This window comes from Rufibacter aurantiacus, from assembly GCF_017916345.1.
Lineage (GTDB): Bacteria > Bacteroidota > Bacteroidia > Cytophagales > Hymenobacteraceae > Nibribacter > Nibribacter roseolus.
In genome coordinates this window covers 904,023-920,618 of the sequence record NZ_JAFMSV010000002.1, presented here as the reverse complement: position 1 = coordinate 920,618, position 16,596 = coordinate 904,023, and the positions used below count along the sequence as shown (strand labels likewise).

The 16,596-nt window shown below is 50.2% G+C and carries 13 protein-coding genes and 1 pseudogene; 11 read left to right on the top strand and 3 right to left on the bottom strand.

Translation table 11 applies throughout. The features are described 5' to 3' along the window. Positions 1-38: 38 nt before the first annotated feature. The 4 genes and pseudogenes from J3P34_RS09085 to J3P34_RS09070 form a co-directional block, all read left to right on the top strand. Positions 39-1,016: pseudogene (locus tag J3P34_RS09085) on the top strand (PLP-dependent cysteine synthase family protein); the annotation flags it as partial. 187 nt (positions 1,017-1,203) lie between these two features. Further along, a complete protein-coding gene (locus tag J3P34_RS22360) occupies positions 1,204-2,460 on the top strand; it encodes a sensor histidine kinase (RefSeq protein WP_210488031.1) in 1,257 nt (418 codons plus the stop codon). Between the two features lie 14 nt (positions 2,461-2,474). Beyond that, positions 2,475-2,906, top strand: a complete 432-nt coding sequence (locus tag J3P34_RS09075; protein ID WP_210488028.1) for a response regulator — start codon at positions 2,475-2,477, stop codon at positions 2,904-2,906. Positions 2,907-3,067: 161 nt separating this feature from the next. Then, positions 3,068-4,678, top strand: coding sequence for a DUF4832 domain-containing protein (locus J3P34_RS09070; RefSeq protein WP_210488026.1), 1,611 nt, complete (start codon positions 3,068-3,070; stop codon positions 4,676-4,678). A 142-nt stretch (positions 4,679-4,820) separates the two neighbouring features. Here J3P34_RS09070 and J3P34_RS09065 read toward each other — a convergent pair whose 3' ends face one another. Beyond that, entirely contained in the window at positions 4,821-5,660 is an 840-nt protein-coding gene (locus J3P34_RS09065) for a sulfite exporter TauE/SafE family protein (protein WP_246853622.1), read from the bottom strand. 278 nt (positions 5,661-5,938) lie between these two features. Continuing rightward, complete coding sequence (gene ade, locus J3P34_RS09060; RefSeq protein WP_210488024.1) at positions 5,939-7,597, bottom strand: adenine deaminase; 1,659 nt, start codon at positions 7,595-7,597, stop codon at positions 5,939-5,941. A gap of 111 nt (positions 7,598-7,708) precedes the next feature. Here ade and J3P34_RS09055 point away from each other — a divergent pair, with 111 nt between their 5' ends. The 6 genes from J3P34_RS09055 to J3P34_RS09030 all read left to right on the top strand — a co-directional run bounded on the left by J3P34_RS09055 (position 7,709) and on the right by J3P34_RS09030 (position 14,433). Then, the gene (locus J3P34_RS09055; RefSeq protein WP_210463411.1) at positions 7,709-7,870 is read left to right on the top strand and encodes a hypothetical protein; all 162 of its coding nucleotides are present in this window, start codon (positions 7,709-7,711) and stop codon (positions 7,868-7,870) included. 23 nt (positions 7,871-7,893) lie between these two features. Next, the gene (gene cmk, locus J3P34_RS09050; RefSeq protein ID WP_210488022.1) at positions 7,894-8,589 is read left to right on the top strand and encodes a (d)CMP kinase; all 696 of its coding nucleotides are present in this window, start codon (positions 7,894-7,896) and stop codon (positions 8,587-8,589) included. Positions 8,590-8,609: 20 nt separating this feature from the next. Continuing rightward, positions 8,610-9,503, top strand: a complete 894-nt coding sequence (locus J3P34_RS09045; protein WP_210463413.1) for a 4-hydroxy-3-methylbut-2-enyl diphosphate reductase — start codon at positions 8,610-8,612, stop codon at positions 9,501-9,503. 76 nt (positions 9,504-9,579) lie between these two features. After that, the gene (locus J3P34_RS09040; RefSeq protein ID WP_210488020.1) at positions 9,580-10,122 is read left to right on the top strand and encodes a DUF502 domain-containing protein; all 543 of its coding nucleotides are present in this window, start codon (positions 9,580-9,582) and stop codon (positions 10,120-10,122) included. Positions 10,123-10,589: 467 nt separating this feature from the next. Then, positions 10,590-13,169, top strand: coding sequence for a family 20 glycosylhydrolase (locus J3P34_RS09035; RefSeq protein WP_210488018.1), 2,580 nt, complete (start codon positions 10,590-10,592; stop codon positions 13,167-13,169). A gap of 127 nt (positions 13,170-13,296) precedes the next feature. Beyond that, positions 13,297-14,433: a hypothetical protein gene (locus J3P34_RS09030; RefSeq protein ID WP_210488016.1), complete on the top strand. Its 1,137-nt coding sequence runs from the start codon at positions 13,297-13,299 to the stop codon at positions 14,431-14,433. Between the two features lie 184 nt (positions 14,434-14,617). On the opposite strand, the gene J3P34_RS09025 is transcribed toward J3P34_RS09030, so the two are convergent. Then, the gene (locus J3P34_RS09025) at positions 14,618-14,965 is read right to left on the bottom strand and encodes a hypothetical protein (RefSeq protein WP_210488015.1); all 348 of its coding nucleotides are present in this window, start codon (positions 14,963-14,965) and stop codon (positions 14,618-14,620) included. 453 nt (positions 14,966-15,418) lie between these two features. Between J3P34_RS09025 and J3P34_RS09020 the strand changes: the two genes are divergently transcribed. Beyond that, the gene (locus tag J3P34_RS09020; protein ID WP_246853621.1) at positions 15,419-16,186 is read left to right on the top strand and encodes an alpha/beta hydrolase; all 768 of its coding nucleotides are present in this window, start codon (positions 15,419-15,421) and stop codon (positions 16,184-16,186) included. Positions 16,187-16,596 lie beyond the last annotated feature (410 nt).

Genomic DNA, 16,596 nt, shown 5'->3' with positions numbered 1-16,596 from the left:
TGCCTGATTCCAAGAGTCAAACCACCAAGAGACAAGGTATGTATTTCAATAATGTTATAGAGGCCATTGGTAACACGCCACTGGTGAAGCTGAACAGCGTCACGGACGGAGTGAAAGCCACTGTGCTGGCAAAAGTAGAGTATTTCAACCCGGGCAACTCAGTGAAAGACCGCATGGCCCTGCGCATGGTGGAAGACGCCGAGAAAGCGGGAATCCTTAAGCCGGGCGGCACCATCATTGAAGGCACCTCGGGTAACACCGGCATGGGTTTGGCCCTGGCCGCCATCGCCAAAGGCTACAAGTGCATCTTCACCATGTCTGACAAGCAGAGCCAAGAGAAGATCGATATCCTCAAAGCCGTTGGTGCCGAAGTCATCGTATGCCCCACCAACGTGGCCCCCGAGCACCCTGATTCCTACTACTCCGTGGCCAAGCGCCTGAACCAGGAAATCCCCAACTCGTTCTACCCTAATCAGTACGATAACCTCTCCAACACCGCCGCCCACTATGACACCAGCGGCCCCGAGATCTGGAAACAAACCGAGGGTAAGATCACCACGTTCGCTTGCGGCGTAGGCACCGGCGGTACCATCTGCGGTATCTCCAAGTACCTCAAAGAGCAGAATCCAAACATCAAAGTGATAGGCATTGACACCTACGGCTCAGTGTTCCAGAAATACAAAGAGACCGGCGTCTTTGACGAAGAAGAGATTTACCCGTACGCCACCGAGGGTATTGGCGAAGACATCCTGCCCAAGAACGTGAATTTTGACCTGATTGACCGGTTCATCAAAGTAACCGATAAAGACGGGGCCCTCATGACCCGCCGCCTGGCCAAAGAAGAAGGTCTGTTTGTGGGCTGGTCCTGCGGATCTGCAGTGCACGGCGCCCTTGAGTACGCCCGCGAGCACCTCACCGAGAACGATACCATGGTGGTGATTTTACCAGACCATGGTACCCGTTACCTGGCCAAAATCTACAACGATGACTGGATGCGGGAACAAGGCTACCTTGACTAAATCTTTGCTTTTAAGCCTGTTTTTTTAGAAACGGGCTTAGAACGGCCACCAAGCTTTCACCTTGGTGGCCGTTCTGTTTACAGAGGTTGCCGCCAACTGACTGTGGCTCAAGGCTGATTTTCTGCCAGCAACTTTGTGGCGGTAGCACCCGTTTTAAGCACATTGAACTTTCAAAACCTAACCTGTGGTCCTCCTTCAGATTTCCCCAAATAGTGCGGTAAGTTCTCCTGCCGGCACCCCTGGCCCCGATGGTCTGGTGTTGGTAGGGGATTTGATGGTGGTAACAGCCTACGTTCTGGTAGCAGGCACGCTTTTCTACCTGGCAATCCGGCAAAAAAACCAGGAACGGAAGGTAGTGCTGACGCTCTTCGGAGTCACTGCTTTAATGGGTGGTGCTTTGCACTCGCTCAACTTCTGGGGCGATGGCAATGACGGAGGCTTGTTTCTGGTGCTAAGGCTGGTATTTGGCGTGATTGCCTTGGTAGCCACCGGTTTGCTGATCAAGGCAGTACCGGGGCTTTTGGCTATTCCCAGCCCCGAGCAGTTGCAGAAAGCCAATGACGAGCTCAGGGAGCAGATAGCCGAGCGTGAACGAAGTCAGGCGGCCCTGCGCCAGGTGCAGCAGGACTTAGAGCAGCGGGTGCAGGAGCGCAGTGCCCGCGCCATCACCGCCACTCGCGAGCTGGAGCGTGAGGTGGAGAACCGCAAACGCGCCGAGAAGCAGCTTATCTCCAAAAATTACGAGCTGGTCAAGAAAAACGCTGATCTGGATGATTTTGTCTACTATGCCTCCCGTGACCTCCGTGCCCCGGTGCTCAACATCACCGGCCTGGTAGAAGCCCTAAAGGAGGAGTTGCCGCCGGATAACCCCGAGTTCAACCAGCTTTTCGCGCGCCTTGACGATTCCGTTTCCAGCATCCACCGCAAACTGTACAACATCACAGAGGTGAGCCGTATCCAGCGGCCGGTGAAGGAAGAGGAGCTGAGCATGGTTTCTTTCGCGCAGGTGTTGGAATTAGTGAAGGAAAGGCTGGCAGAGCCCCTGAGCATCGCGGAAGCGAACCTGCACACCGATTTTTCCGCTGCGCCGGAGGTGTACTTTTCTCGTGACAACCTCCTCAGCCTGCTCACGAACCTTATCTCCAACGCCATTAAATTCCGCGATGCCCTGCGGCCGCTGCAAATTACCCTGTCCACCCGGCACCAGGACCACTACCTAGTTTTAACGGTGCAGGACAACGGCATGGGCATGGACTTAAGCCAGTACGGCCAGCATTTATTCTCATTGTTCCGCCGGTTCCATGACCACGTGGAGGGCAGCGGCGTAGGATTGTATATTATTAAACGCATCATGGACAACAACCGCGGCAAAGTGGAGGTGGATAGCGTGTTGGGCGAAGGAACCACCTTCCAGCTGTATTTTGTGAACCATGAACAATAGACCGCACCAAGGATATGAAGAAACTGAAGGGCATCATGCTCGTCGATGACGATGATACAAACAACTTCCTGAACCAGCGTTTGCTGAGCCGGATGCAGATTACAGACAAGATCAAGGAGTTCCGCAATGGCAAACACGCCTGGGATTACCTCCACCAGTTAAGCGAAGGGAGCGTTGACACCGCCTCGGCGGATTACTTTAAGCCCTCGCTCATCCTCCTGGACATCAACATGCCCGTAATGAACGGGTTTGAGTTTCTGGGCATGTTTGAGCAACTGGACCCCGGTTTCCGGCAAGACATGGTGCTGGCCCTGCTTTCCACCTCAGAGCACAGCCAGGACACCGAGCGCGCCGCCGCCCGGAACATCGCCTACCTCACCAAGCCTTTGACGGCCCAGAAAGTACAGCAACTCCTGGATACCTATTTCCCGGAAACCGGCACGTAATTTATCCTTGCTCAGTATCAATAATATTCCTTGGGAAGCGTCATAATCTATAACCAATGATTGATTAGCTTTTTAGGGTTTTACATCTGTGCCTTGTTATATTGTTTTTGTTATTTGCTGTTGATTGAATCTTGTAAAAGACTAAATTTCGAATTCAATCAATGTTTATAACTGAAATCTTAATTAGAGTGAGTTGTTTTTCTTCTGACCGTTTTAAAGCCTTTTTGTGCTTTTGTTTTATAGTCCTTTTGTTTGGGTGTGAACCTGATGAAAATCAAGTTGTAGTAATTCCAAAGGCAGGAGAAACAATTGTTAGAAATGATACTGTTATAGTTTGGCCCGAAGAGATTCAATATGGGTTTAGGAATCCAATGATGGGTTTCAGAGAGTTTTTTTCTCCAGGGGTAGATATCAAAAGAAAAGATTACCCGCTTCCCTTTGGATCTATGGTAAAAGAATATATGCAGTGGGTTAAGTTAGAAGAATACGCCAATGATGATGTGGATAAAATCAAGGCCTATTCCAATCATAGATGGAAAGAAATTGAGAAGCAAAATGTAAAAGTTATACCTCGGGTTCTCCTGGAGTGGCCTGAGGAAGATGGGGTTCAAGATCCTTCTATTCCTGATGATATCCGGGGAACGCACTGGCCAAAGGACTTGCAGACTGGAGATTATTTCAGTGCCGACTTCAAAAATAGATTAATCAAGTTTGTAGAAAAGCTCGCTTTAGCTTGGGATAATGACCCTAGGGTTGCTTATGTGGAGATGGGTATAATTGGTCAATGGGCCGAACACCATACACCTTCTATAAGCGATTATTGGCCAACTAATTCTGGTGAGCCACATGTGCCAAATAAGACCTGGATCCCAGGAATAGAGAAGGTATTAGGCGATGTTTTTTCTGCGTCATTTAAAAACAAGAAAATATTAGTAAGGTATGCATATGATTTCAAAGATTATGAATTTGGTCTTATATGGGATTCATGGGCAATGCCTGAAGAGCAGGCTCGTGGTTATAGTGAAATAATGAAACTTCCCAACAGGTGGAAGAAACAACCTGTTGGTGGGGAGTTGACTTGGAACTGGGGTACTTTTGGTGATAAGTACCAAAGTGTAGAGGAACTTTTAGCTGATCCAGGTGAAAGATTTAGGATGGTGAATTTGATCCGTGAACTTCACTGCAACCATTTAGGAGGTATCACTTGGGCTAATTTTTCAGATGCAAATTTTTTTGAGAATGCAAATGAGGTACAAAAAGCCATGGGGTATAGATTTGTGATAGATGAATTCAAATATCCGTTAATCTTAAAGTCAAATGAAGATTTTAAAGTGAGGTTTTCTGTAACTAATACTGGATCAAGTCCTTTTTACTATGATTGGCCTGTAGAGATTAGCCTCCATGATGTAAAAACCAAAGAGAAGATTTGGGGAGGGAGTATAAAAAATCTCAAAATAAGCGAATGGATGCCTGGGGAATCTTGGGATGTAACCTCTCAATCCTATTTAACAAAGCCAAATAAAAACATAGTAGATGCTTCTTTCAGATTACCTTCAACTGTACCATCAGGTAATTACATTATATGTGTGTCAGTATTAGATCCATCTGGGAATATACCATCCTTACGGTTTGCAATAAACAATTATCATAATGGTGGAAGGCATCCGATGGGATATGTTGGCGTAAATATCAGGAGTATGGAAAATTATGCCGTAGACAAAAACTCCTTTGATGGTTTATTGTGGGATAAATCTTTGCATTATAAATTGTAAGATTTGATTCCTTAGCTTAAGATTTAGATAATGTTTCTCCCAAAGCTTTAAGGTTTGAGAGGAGAAACATTATTGCTAATAAAATGGATATTTGATGATTATAAATTATTTAAGCCTTTGCAATAAAGTGGTATAATCTTGATTATAGCTGGTATTTCAGGAAAATGTGCACCATAACGCTGATTCCCGCCAGCATGAGGCCCACTCCTATGAGTTTCTCGGAGAACTGCTGGGTAGGAGGGAATTGCTGACCTTTAAGAGTTTTACCCAGCAGCGCCCCAATCGCGAAGGCAAGCATGAGCGGCATGCTCTTGGTCCAGTCAATATGGCCCAGCCAGTAGTGCGAAGAAATCCCCGAGAGACTGGTCACCACCAGGATGAACAAAGACGTGGAGATGGCAATCTGTGATGGGATCTTGAACACCCTGATCATGATGGGCGTCTGCAAAAAGCCCCCGCCAACCCCAAAGAGCCCGGCAATGACGCCGGAACACAACCCGAAGAAAGCCATGAGGCTGCCGTTCAACCTATAAGCCAGGTGCCTGGGATGGTTCTTCCGGATAAAGGAAGTGGGCATGCGGTTTAGGCGGTACATCATGCCCTGCTTGCGTTTTTTCTCCTGTTTGTACGTGATGAGCATGTAAATACCCACAGCCAAAACAAACAGCGCAAACAGGATCTGCATCTGCAGCACGGGCATGTAGGCCACCAGAAAAGCCCCTATGAGGGTACCCACCATGGCCGGGAACTGCAAGAGCGAGGCCACCACGTAGTCAATGCTTTTCTCCCGGAAATTGAAGATGGAGGAAACCAAGGCCGCCGGCAGCAGAGCCGTCATGGCCGTGCCTATAGCCAGTTCAATGGGAAACTGGAAGAACATGATGAGGATAGGCACCATGAACACCCCACCCCCAAAGCCCACCATCGTCCCGAAGGTGCTGACCACAATCCCTACCGCAAAAAGGAGAATCTCTGTTAACAAGCCGCGCTTTTACTAGATGACAAGGTAAGAGAAAGAGGCAATCCCCTTTCCGCCGAAGTGTAATATAAAGACCCCATGAAGAGAGCCCTGCCCTTGCTTACCGTCCGGCAGAAAGAATAGTTACCCTGTCAAAAGCAATAATTTTGCCAGCGAGCCCAGAATAAGCAGTCTTAAGTAAAATAAAGCGCCTTTTCTCCGGCCAAAGCCCCAAGAATTTGCCTGTTTTTAGCCCGAAATTTATAAATCAGGCTAAAAACAGCTCTTAATCAAAAGACAGGTTATTCTCCTTCAAGGGTGGCGCAGGTGACATTCACAAATTGGAAGTGCTGACCATCAAACAGGCCTTTGTCGCTGAGTTTAAGGGACGGAATCACCAGAAGGGCCATAAAAGAGAGCGTCATAAAGGGCGAGGTGAGGGCGCTGCCCAGTTCCTTGGCGGTGCGGTCCAGTTTGGCATACTGCTGGGCTACCCAGTAACCATCTTCCGGTGACATGATGCCGGCCACGGGCAAGGGCAGCACTTCCTCACGTTCTCCATCCACCGCCGAGATGCCGCCTTTGGCCTCAATGAGCAGGTTCACGGCGCGGCACAGGCTCTCATCGTCCACGCCCACGGCAATGATGTTGTGCGAGTCATGGCCCACGCTGGACGCAATGGCTCCGCGCGTTAACCCGAAGTTCTTGATAAAGGCCAGCGCCGGCGCGGTGTTCTGGTAGCGGTTCACCACGGTCATCTTCAGGACATCCTGGGCCAGGTCGCTCACGATGTGGCCGTTTTCAATTTTTGGGTCCAGAAACAGCATTCCCGTCACCAGCTGGCCATTGTATGGCTCAATCACCCTGATCTTCACGGCATCACCGGCCGGGAAGCGGAACTGCTCTAAGGTTTTAGGCTCGGCGTGGAAGTTGTTGATGACCTCGCTGGGGGTGAACGCGATTTTGCTCTGGCCATTCTCCGCCACCAGTTGCCCGTTGATGTAGGTTCTGAGCACGTTGAAATCCCGCGGGTTATCAATCACGATGAAATCTGCCGGGTCTTTTTCCTGGAGCAGGCCCACTTCCAGTTTGTAGTGGTGTACCGGGTTCACGCAGGAGGCCTGTAGCACGTGGAACAAATCATGGCCCAGGGCCAGGGCGCGTTTCACCAGCTCGTTGATGTGGCCTTCCACCAGGTTGTCGGGGTGCTTGTCATCGGAGCAGAACATGATCTGGTCCGGGTGCTGGGCGAGTAGTTCTATGAGTGCATCGAAGTTCTTGGCGGCGCTGCCTTCCCGGATGAGGATTTTCATGCCGGCGGCTATTTTGTCCAGGGCTTCCTCGGCGGTGAAGCACTCGTGGTCGGTGGTCATGCCGGCGGTGGCGTAGGCCTGGGCCTCTTCGCCGCGCAGACCAGGGGCGTGGCCGTCTACCTGCTTATCGAATTTCTGCGCCAGCGTGATCTTCTGCATGACCAAGTCATCCCCGTTCAAAACGCCGGGCCAGTTCATCATCTCGGCCAGGTACTTGACCTCAGGCCGCTGGAACAATTCCTCAATGTCCTCGGGCGTGATCTCGGCGCCAGCCGTCTCAAAAGGCGTGGCTGGCACGCAGGAGGGCGCCCCAAAGAAGAATTTAAAAGGCACTTTCTTTCCGTTCTCCAGCATGTACTCCACGCCTTTGAGTCCTAGGACGTTGCCGATCTCGTGCGGATCTGAGACGGTGGCCACCGTGCCGTGCGGCACCGCCAGGCGCGCGAACTCTGAGGGCACCAACATGGAGCTTTCCACGTGCACGTGCGCGTCTATGAACCCGGGCAGGAGGTAGTGCGTTTCTGTGACGGCTTCCCGTACAATGCGGGCAATTTGGCCGTCCATGATCTCCAGGGTTCCCTGGTAGATTTCCTTCCGTAGGACGTCAATGATATTGCCACTCATTTTGTAGAATCTGGGTGTAGCCATGGTAAGTTTTTAAGGAGTTTTGAGAAAAGTAAGCCGGAAATGGTAGGGTACGTAAAAACCCGTAGCGGTTCCGGCAGATTACGTTTATCTTTGCAGTCAAAGTTAATGGTTTTGAGAAAGATTTTTTCCCTTGGGTTAGTGTGGTGCTTGCTGCTGGGTGCGGTGAGTCCCGCCTGTACGCGCAAGTCCTCGTCCTTGAGCAAGAAAACCAAAAGCTACCAGCGCCACCAGCGCTCGGGCAAAGGCATACCCTGCCCCACCAAAGATTGCTAATTAATTTCACCTAAGGCACTGGTATGAAGAAGATTGTAGTAGCCCTGGACGGGCACTCTTCGTGCGGTAAAAGCACTACCGCCAAGCAAGTGGCAAAAGAACTAGGCTACGCTTACATTGACACCGGCGCCATGTACCGCGCGGTTACCCTTTACTTTTTAGAGCATTACGTAGACCTCACCAACCCCAAGAAGGTGCAGGAAGCGCTTGACAACATTGAGGTCACTTTCCATCGCAACGCCAAATCGGGGCGTAACGAGGTTTTCCTCAACGGCCTCAACGTGGAAGACGAGATCCGGAAGATGTACATCTCAGACAAGGTGAGTGAGGTGAGCGTGCTGCCGGCCGTGCGCCATGCCATGGTGGCTGAGCAGAAGAAAATGGGCAAGCGCCGCGGCGTGGTGATGGACGGCCGCGACATAGGAACCGCCGTTTTCCCCGACGCCGAGGTGAAGGTCTTCATGACCGCCGAGGTGGAGATCAGGGCCCGCCGCCGCCAGCAGGAATTGTTTGAAAAGAAGCAGATGGTGCCGTTTGACGAGATTGTGGAGAACCTGAAGAAACGCGACTTCATTGACTCTACCCGCGCCGAGAGCCCTTTGAGAAGGGCCGAGGATGCACATTTGCTGGATACTTCCTATATTACCATAGATGAGCAGGTTGACTTTGTGCTGGATTTAGTTGCTTCGGCGCTGCTGCAGAAAGAACTTGCCCAGTAAACAGTTTGTTACCTTTGTGTATGAACGTAACCATAGATAAGAATTCGGGCTACTGTTTTGGGGTAGAGTTCGCCATCCAGATGGCGGAAGACGAATTGGAAGAAGTATCTGAGCTGTACTGCCTGGGTGACATTGTGCACAACAGCATGGAGGTACAGCGTTTGTATAACAAAGGGCTGCGCATCATTGACCGCGAGCAGCTGGAGCAACTGCATGACTGCAAAGTCTTGATAAGGGCGCACGGCGAGCCGCCGGAGACTTACCAGACTGCCCTGCGCAATAACCTGGAACTCATTGACGCCTCTTGCCCAGTGGTGCTCAAACTGCAGAACCGCGTGAAGCACGCCTATGACTCGGTCAAAGCCCACAACGGCCAGATCGTGCTGTATGGGCAGCAAGGGCACGCAGAGGTCATCGGGTTGGCCGGGCAGACCGGGAACGAGGCCATCGTTATCACTACTGAGGAAGACCTTGACAAGCTGGACTACACGCGTCCCATCACCCTGTTCAGCCAGACCACCAAAAGCACCAAAGGCTTCTACCGCATGAAAGAGCTTATTGAGGAGCGCGTAGCGGCGGTGCGAGCCAACGGGGTAGAGGTAATTGACCTGGATGCCAATGACAGCATCTGCCGCCAGGTTTCTAACCGTGAGCCGCAATTGGACAAATTCGCGCAGAACCATGATGTGGTAGTATTTGTGAGCGGTAAGAAAAGCTCTAACGGCAAGGCGCTTTACGCCGTTTGCCAGCGGGTGAACCCCAGAAGCTATTTCGTGGAGAACGCCGAGGAACTGGACATGGACTGGTTCAAAGACGCTAACTCCGTGGGTATCTGCGGCGCTACTTCCACGCCCATGTGGCTCATGCAGCAGGTAGCAGATGCCATTCAGGCGCAGCACCCAGTGGCGGTATAATTCTTAGAACAAAATATTAGAGACTCAGTATATTTGAAAGCCCCGGTGACGGGGCTTTTTTACTATCCTTCTGTTTATGAAAAAAATCTTACGCTATTTTCTGAATGGCTTCCTGATTGTAGCACCTATCTCCCTGACTATTTACATCATTGTGGCCACCATCAATTGGCTGGATGATCTGTTTTACATGGAATATCCAGGCGTAGGCCTCACGCTTATCATCATATTGGTGACAATAGTAGGGTTCATAGGTTCTCATTTCCTGGTGAAGCCTTTCTTTGTGCTCACTGAGCGCATCATGAGCCGCCTGCCGCTGGTGAACATGATCTACTCCTCGCTTAAAGACCTCTTTGATGCGTTTGTGGGCGAGAACCAGAAATTCAATCAGCCGGTGCTGGTGAAAATGACCCAGTACAATGATACCTACAAACTGGGTTTCGTGACGCAGCTTTCTATGGACGCGGTGAACCTGCCCGAGAAGGTAGCCGTCTATTTCCCGCACTCCTACAACTTCTCGGGCGAGCTGTTTCTGGTAGCCCGCGAGAACGTCACTTATCTTGAAATCCCAAGCAGCGAGGTCATGAAGTTTGTGGTATCCGGCGGGGTTTCCAAGCTCTAGGCTGCGGCTCAGAAAGCTGTCTGATTTTTAACTTCTGTTTAAAGTGCCTCACTGAGAAAATAGCCTTAAAAACAGAAAGCATTGCCACCCGTTTAAGGCCTGTTTCTATAAAATCAGGCTTTAAACGGGTTTCTTTATTTTGAGGCTTCTTTGCTTAATGTCTGCTCATGTATGCTGGAAACAACGGGCAGATTCTCCCCTCAAGGGGAAAATCTGCTTTTAATATCTGTAGTCGCTCTAATGACATTTTTCAAAAACTGTTAAAACTGTTTTCAGGCTTCTTTGCCAAAAACAACCCTAAAAACACCCAAGCAGTCAGGGAATTTAACCTTCCGGCAGAAGAAAGAGGGAAAGTCGGGCGGTAATGATATCTTTAAAGGCGCAAATCCTGGAGGTTGGAAAATAATAGAAATCTCTCTCTGCCTTTGGCTTGCTCATTGCATTGTGAATCAAAAACAAATCCCCTGATGAAACACCTTCTTGTTGGTTTACTGAGCCTGATTTCCATCTGCTCCTGCGGGCAAACGCCTCCTGCCCAACCCCAGGAAAAAACCGCTCCGACGGTAGACGTGCAACTTCAGCCCCTGAGCCTTACCTGGGAGGTGCTGGAGGAGAAGCATTTGGGTAAAAACCAGACGCTATCGGTGCTCACTTTCAAAAACAACGGGTCAGTGGCCTTGCCAGCCTCGGGTTGGAGTATTTACTTCCACTGTACGCCCTCTTTCACACCTAAAGCAACTGAGGCGCCTTTGAAGGTGGAATCCATCAACGGGGATCTGCTGCGTATGGTGCCCACGGGTAAATTCAAGGAGCTGAAGCCGGGAGACACGCAGAAGTTTGAGTTTGTGGCGGCCGGCCAGATTGTGAACGAGTCCCGGGCACCAAGGGGCTTCTACCTGGTGTGGGACAAAGAGCCTACCAAAGGTTACTCTATCACCAATGCCCAGGTTTTGAAGCCCGCCAAAAACATGGTGGGCTGGATTGAGCCCAAAGACATCTACACCCAGAACAGCAACATCAAAGACATCCCCGCCGAGCAGCTCACGAAGATTTTCCCCACCCCGGCGCAGTACAAAGAAACAGACCAGACTTTTACCCTGACCTCGGCGGTGCCGGTGATCACGGACGGAGTTTTCCAGAACGAAGCCGCCTTGCTGGCCGCTCACCTGGGCACCGTCTTCGGGCAGAAACCTGAGGTAAAGGCCTCCGGCACGGGCAAAGCCATCCGGCTGAAGAAAAAAGCGGGTTTGGGGAAAGAGGCCTATGAACTACAGGTGACCCCGCAGGAAATCCTGATCTCGGCCACTACGCCCGCGGGCGCTTTTTACGGCACGCAGTCTCTGAAGACCCTGTTGCCGGCCTCGGCGCTGGCCCAGACCCAGACCTCGGTTCTGGTTCCCGGGGTGCAGGTGAAAGACGAGCCGAGATTCGGGCACCGGGCAGTCATGTTGGATGTGGCGCGTAATTTCCATAAAAAAGAGGCCGTACTGAAACTGCTGGACCTCATGGCCCTGTACAAACTGAACGTGTTCCACTTCCACCTGAACGATGACGAGGGCTGGCGCCTTGAGATCCCGGGTTTGCCTGAGTTGACCCAGGTGGGTGGTCGTCGGGGCCATGACCCTGGCGAGAAAAATTTCCTGATGCCCGCCTATGGCTCCGGCCCCGAGGTGGACAAATCCAGCGGTAGCGGCTATTATACCCGCTCAGATTTCGTGCAGATTCTAAAATACGCCCGCGAAAGGCACATCAGGGTAATCCCCGAGGTAGAGACGCCCGGCCACGCGCGTGCCGCCATCAAATCCATGGACGCCCGCTACGAGCGGTTGATGAAAGAAGGCAAAACCGCCGAAGCCCAACGCTATCTGCTGCGTGATTTGAACGATAAATCGGTGTACCGCTCGGTGCAGTATTTCAATGACAACGTCATCAACGTGGCGCTGCCGTCTACCTACAACTTCCTGGAGAAAGTCACGGATGAACTGCTGACCATGTACAAAGAAGCCGGGGCGCCCATCCAGACCATCCACTTCGGGGGCGACGAGGTGCCAAACGGGGTGTGGGAGAAATCGCCGGAGGTGCAGAAACTCATAGCCCAGAACCCCGAGGTAAAGAACGTGGATGACCTGTGGTACTACTTCTTCGGGAAGGTGAGCAAGATGCTGGAGGCCCGCAAGCTGTACCTGTCTGGCTGGGAGGAGATAGGCTTGAGCAAGGTAAGAACCAACGGACGCCTGTCTTACGTGGCCAACCCGGCGTTTGTGAAAAAGAATTTCCATGTGGATGTCTGGAACAACCTGGGCGCCAACCTTGACCTGCCCTACCGCATGGCCAACGCTGGCTACAAGGTGGTGCTCACCAACGTAACCCACTTTTACATGGACCTGGCGTACCAGAAAGAATACGATGAAAAGGGCCTGTACTGGGGCGGCTTCCTGGATGTGGACAAACCGTTTTACTTCAATCCGTTTGACTACATGAAGAGCATACGGGTGAACGAGGATAACAAGCCGCTCAACTCCACTGCTGCTTTCGCGGGCAAGGAGCAACTCAAGCCCGCGGCCCGGGCCAACATTGTAGGTCTTCAGGCACCATTGTGGAGCGAGACCCTCACCTCGCCGGACCGTCTGGAGTACATGCTCCTGCCCAAAGTACTGGGCTTAGCGGAAAGGGCCTGGGCACCGGACCCTGCCTGGGCTTCTAACCCTGAGTCAAGCCAGAGCAAAGCGGCCTATGCGCAGGCTTGGTCCCAATTTGTGAACGTGCTGGGCAAACGGGAACTGCCCCGCCTCAGTTACTACGCCGGCGGATTCGGTTACCGGATTCCAACAGTAGGTGCCACGGTGCAGGACGGCAAAGTGCTGGCCAACGTGCAGATGCCCGGCCTGGTCATCAGGTACACCACAGATGGGGCAGAGCCCACCGCGCAAAGCAAAGTGTATTCCGGGCCTGTTTCTGAGAAAGGAACCATAAAGCTGGCCGCCTTTGACGTAGCGGGTAGAAGCAGCCGGGTGACCACCGTGGAGAATAAGTCCAGTGTGTTCTAAGCAGAACAGGACTAGTAAAGTGAATGACTCCTTCTAGGTGTTTATGAATGCGGCTCTCTATAATGGTAGTGAGCCGCATTTTGTTTAGATTGTTTTCTCCTGTTTAAAGCTCTGCTGATTACTGCTTATGAAAAGGCGTTTCTGGTTTAATGATGAAACATATGATTTCAAGCCCCTATATGAGGCTATAAAGAAGTATTACCCTTTAGGAGCAATCCATGATGCAGAGGATTATCAGGATGATAGCTCAGAATCTTTGTTGAGGTATGATACCATCCACAAAGGTGTTTATACGCGCAGCCATTATTCAGCAAAATGGAGAGAGGTTAAAAAATACCTGCAGAAAGAAGTAAGTAAGAAAATCAAAACTAACCACTTCCTTCCTGATCCTTGTTTTCAGGGCAGCCTGTTGCTTGACCAGAAAGGAGTAGATGGTTTAAAATGGACAAAAGAGCTGCACTTTTCCATTTGTTTGCTAGGTCCGTTTTACACCATTTTTGGTTTGGACTCAACAGAAATTTCTTTAGAGCGGGAGAAAATGTTCAGTGAAGATCAGGAGCCTAAGTGGCAAAGGTTTTCCCGAGCGCATGCTGTAACAGTATCCCCGGTTTTTGAATACAAGGAAGCCTTCTTGCTACTTCAGGAAAAGATTAGCAACTGGTTTGAAGGATATAAGTTTGTTCCTTATAATATCAATATGATGGAGATAGACGGGCTTGCTACGGAGGTGTACCAAAAGAATAAGAGTCTAACCGGAACCGTGTACAGCGCCTTGTTCAGCTCTTATATAGAATTGGATGCTCCCATAAGGGGAGATGATAGGTACGGTTATCAGGAGTGGCGGAAACCGGTAACGCTCACTGATGAAGACTTAAGAAAGCAGCAGCAGTTGGAAGCATCTAAGCTGAAAAGCAAAGAGCAAGCTGGCTCAAAAGAAGTTTCATTGCATAAGCTCTGGAAATACAAAGAACTTATAAAGTTACCGCAACTTACCAGGGCATTTATTTCAATACCTACATATTCCCTTCTGGACTTTACAGAACCCGGTCTTCTTTTGTTCACCACGGAGAAGACCGATATACCTCAGGCAACAAAGTATGAAGTTGTAGGGGAGGAGATCAGGTTAGACTCTGTGAACCATTATTGGTTTAAGATTGCCTTTATTTCAGAAAGAGATTTGAGATTGATTTTTCATATCAATCTAGAAGCTGGTGAAAAGAAAATCAAAGGAGACCTGGTGGAGCTTGTGTTTGAACGGTACTAACCAGTAAGCCTTTGATTTTCTTTTCTACAAATCGTTTTTAGCCCTTTTTCAGAAAAGCAGTCCTAAAACAGGTTCATGCCCGGTTGTCTTCTTAGAGCAATTCTGTAGGTTTCCTATACTCTTTGGTTGCCTCCGGAAGTCTAGGTGATATGGCAGAATACCAAAGCCAAAGACCAGGCGCGGGTTAATAGTCGTTGGTTTTCTCCAGGGCTTTCTCTGCTTTTCTGGCTTGCTTATCGGCTTTCATTCTGTTGCGCTGGGCCTTGCGTTCCATTTTAGCGGCTTGTTTGGCTTCCTTGGCGGCATTGGCGGCGTCTTTCTCTAGTCGGTTCGCCTCCTTGGCCCGGGCCTTGGCTATTTTGGCTTCAGCTTTGGTTTCCTTCCTTATCTCTGATAACTCGTTCAGGCGTCTTCTGTCATCCAGGGCTTTCTGCCTTATAGAGTCTTGCTGGGTGCTTTGCGCCGATGCCTGTAAGGAGAATAGCGAGATGCCGGCGGTAAGTAAAGTAAATAGTAATAATCTGGTTTTCATATGGTTGCAGCGGTTGGTTTTGCTCTTTTTTACGAATACTGGCCTAAAAAGGGTAGAAAACTGCTATATATAGATTCAGCTATCAGAAGAATAGGTTGGCGCACTTCCCAGGGAAACCCCTCTGAAAATAATTCTTCATGCTATCTGCTTTTGCGTACCTTACCAGATGCTGGAAAATCAAAATTTTTGGGTCCTGTCATTTTCGCGGGAGCGACCTTCGGTTTTAGGTTGGTGATGAAGCGTTCTGCGAGTGGATTTGTAACTGTGAGCAGGAAATCTCCAACAACCCAGCTGGCCTGAGTGAGTAAAAGTAAAGTTAGCAGCAATTGGGTAGGAGCCAGTTTATTGAAACTGCCTACCCGGGCTGATCTTTCTGCAAATTATTGACCACAGACAACTGCTTTTTTCGTGCCGTCCATCAGAATAAAATCATCTAATCTGCATTACCGGATCATGGGTACTGGGCCTAGGGCGCTGCTGGCGTTCCATGGCTACGGGCAGGAGGGGCATTACTATGATACCATGGCCCGCACCCTACAACCCGAGTACCGGGTGTACGCCATTGACCTTTTTTTCCATGGCCAGAGTACCCTGAGCAAGGCAGACCAGCCACTCTCCAAGAAAAAACTGCAGGCCTTTATCCAGGCCTTGCTGGAGAAGGAGGATATTGGCCGTTTTTCAGTAATGGCGTTCAGTATGGGCGGTAAATTCGCGCTTACGGTGCTGGAGAAGTTTCATGACCGCATGCAGGAGCTTTACCTCATTGCCCCCGATGGCATCAAGACGCACCTGCTTTACAGTCTGGCCACATACCCCGGCTGGATGCAGGGCCTGTTCAAGCGCATTGTACTGCGGCCCACGCGGTTTTTCCAGACCTTGAGTTGGCTGGAGCAGAAACGGTGGGTAGACTCCGGCCTGGTCAAGTTCGCCAACTGGCAGATGGACTCGCCCCAGAAACGCCTGCGCGTATACCGCAGCTGGACGGGTTTCAGCAATCTCACATTTGACACGCGCAAGATTGTGCGGCTCCTGAACCAGAGTAACATTGAGGTGAACGTCTTCCTGGGCAAGTATGACCAGATTATCTCGCAGAAAAGGCTGCAGGTGTTCCTGAATGCCCTCAAGCGGCATAACCTGGTGGTACTGCAGACCGGCCATACCAACCTGCTTTACACGGTAGCCACCTGGCTCAGGAATCACCGCTCAAAGACAGCCAACTGAGTTTCATTGCGTATACGCCCTAAAGGTGTTTTTGCCTGAGGTGAGCCAATGGAATTTGCCTGTCGGTTTTGGGCCTGAAATCTGGAAAATAACGTGGAAACAGCTTGGCAAAGTCCATTGGGGTTGCACAGGCAAACAAAGCGAAAGAAATGAAACTATTCTTTCACCCAGGGCTTGAAACGGCTTTTCAGGAGTACATGAAGTGTCTTAACTGTATCACGCTTTTGGTAATCCGGGTAAGAAAAATGACGCCCCACAAGGTGTTTAAATAAGGGCCCAGGAACTCATGGAAGTAAAAAGAAAGGATCATCAGCTGAAAAAAGAAAGCGTGACCCAAGACTTTAAGGAGAATTTTTAATTTAAGGATATGCACTAGGGGAATATTGTAATTTAAAGATTTACTTAGGAGT

Excerpts from the sequence above, each read along its gene's own strand:
- J3P34_RS09075 (WP_210488028.1), top strand. The coding sequence starts at position 2,475 with ATGAAGAAACTGAAGGGCATCATGCTCGTCGATGACGATGATACAAAC.
- J3P34_RS09070 (WP_210488026.1), top strand. The coding sequence starts at position 3,068 with ATGTTTATAACTGAAATCTTAATTAGAGTGAGTTGTTTTTCTTCTGAC.
- ade (WP_210488024.1), bottom strand. The coding sequence starts at position 7,597 with ATGGCTACACCCAGATTCTACAAAATGAGTGGCAATATCATTGACGTC.
- cmk (WP_210488022.1), top strand. The coding sequence starts at position 7,894 with ATGAAGAAGATTGTAGTAGCCCTGGACGGGCACTCTTCGTGCGGTAAA.
- J3P34_RS09045 (WP_210463413.1), top strand. The coding sequence starts at position 8,610 with ATGAACGTAACCATAGATAAGAATTCGGGCTACTGTTTTGGGGTAGAG.
- J3P34_RS09040 (WP_210488020.1), top strand. The coding sequence starts at position 9,580 with ATGAAAAAAATCTTACGCTATTTTCTGAATGGCTTCCTGATTGTAGCA.
- J3P34_RS09035 (WP_210488018.1), top strand. The coding sequence starts at position 10,590 with ATGAAACACCTTCTTGTTGGTTTACTGAGCCTGATTTCCATCTGCTCC.
- J3P34_RS09030 (WP_210488016.1), top strand. The coding sequence starts at position 13,297 with ATGAAAAGGCGTTTCTGGTTTAATGATGAAACATATGATTTCAAGCCC.
- J3P34_RS09025 (WP_210488015.1), bottom strand. The coding sequence starts at position 14,965 with ATGAAAACCAGATTATTACTATTTACTTTACTTACCGCCGGCATCTCG.
- J3P34_RS09020 (WP_246853621.1), top strand. The coding sequence starts at position 15,419 with ATGGGTACTGGGCCTAGGGCGCTGCTGGCGTTCCATGGCTACGGGCAG.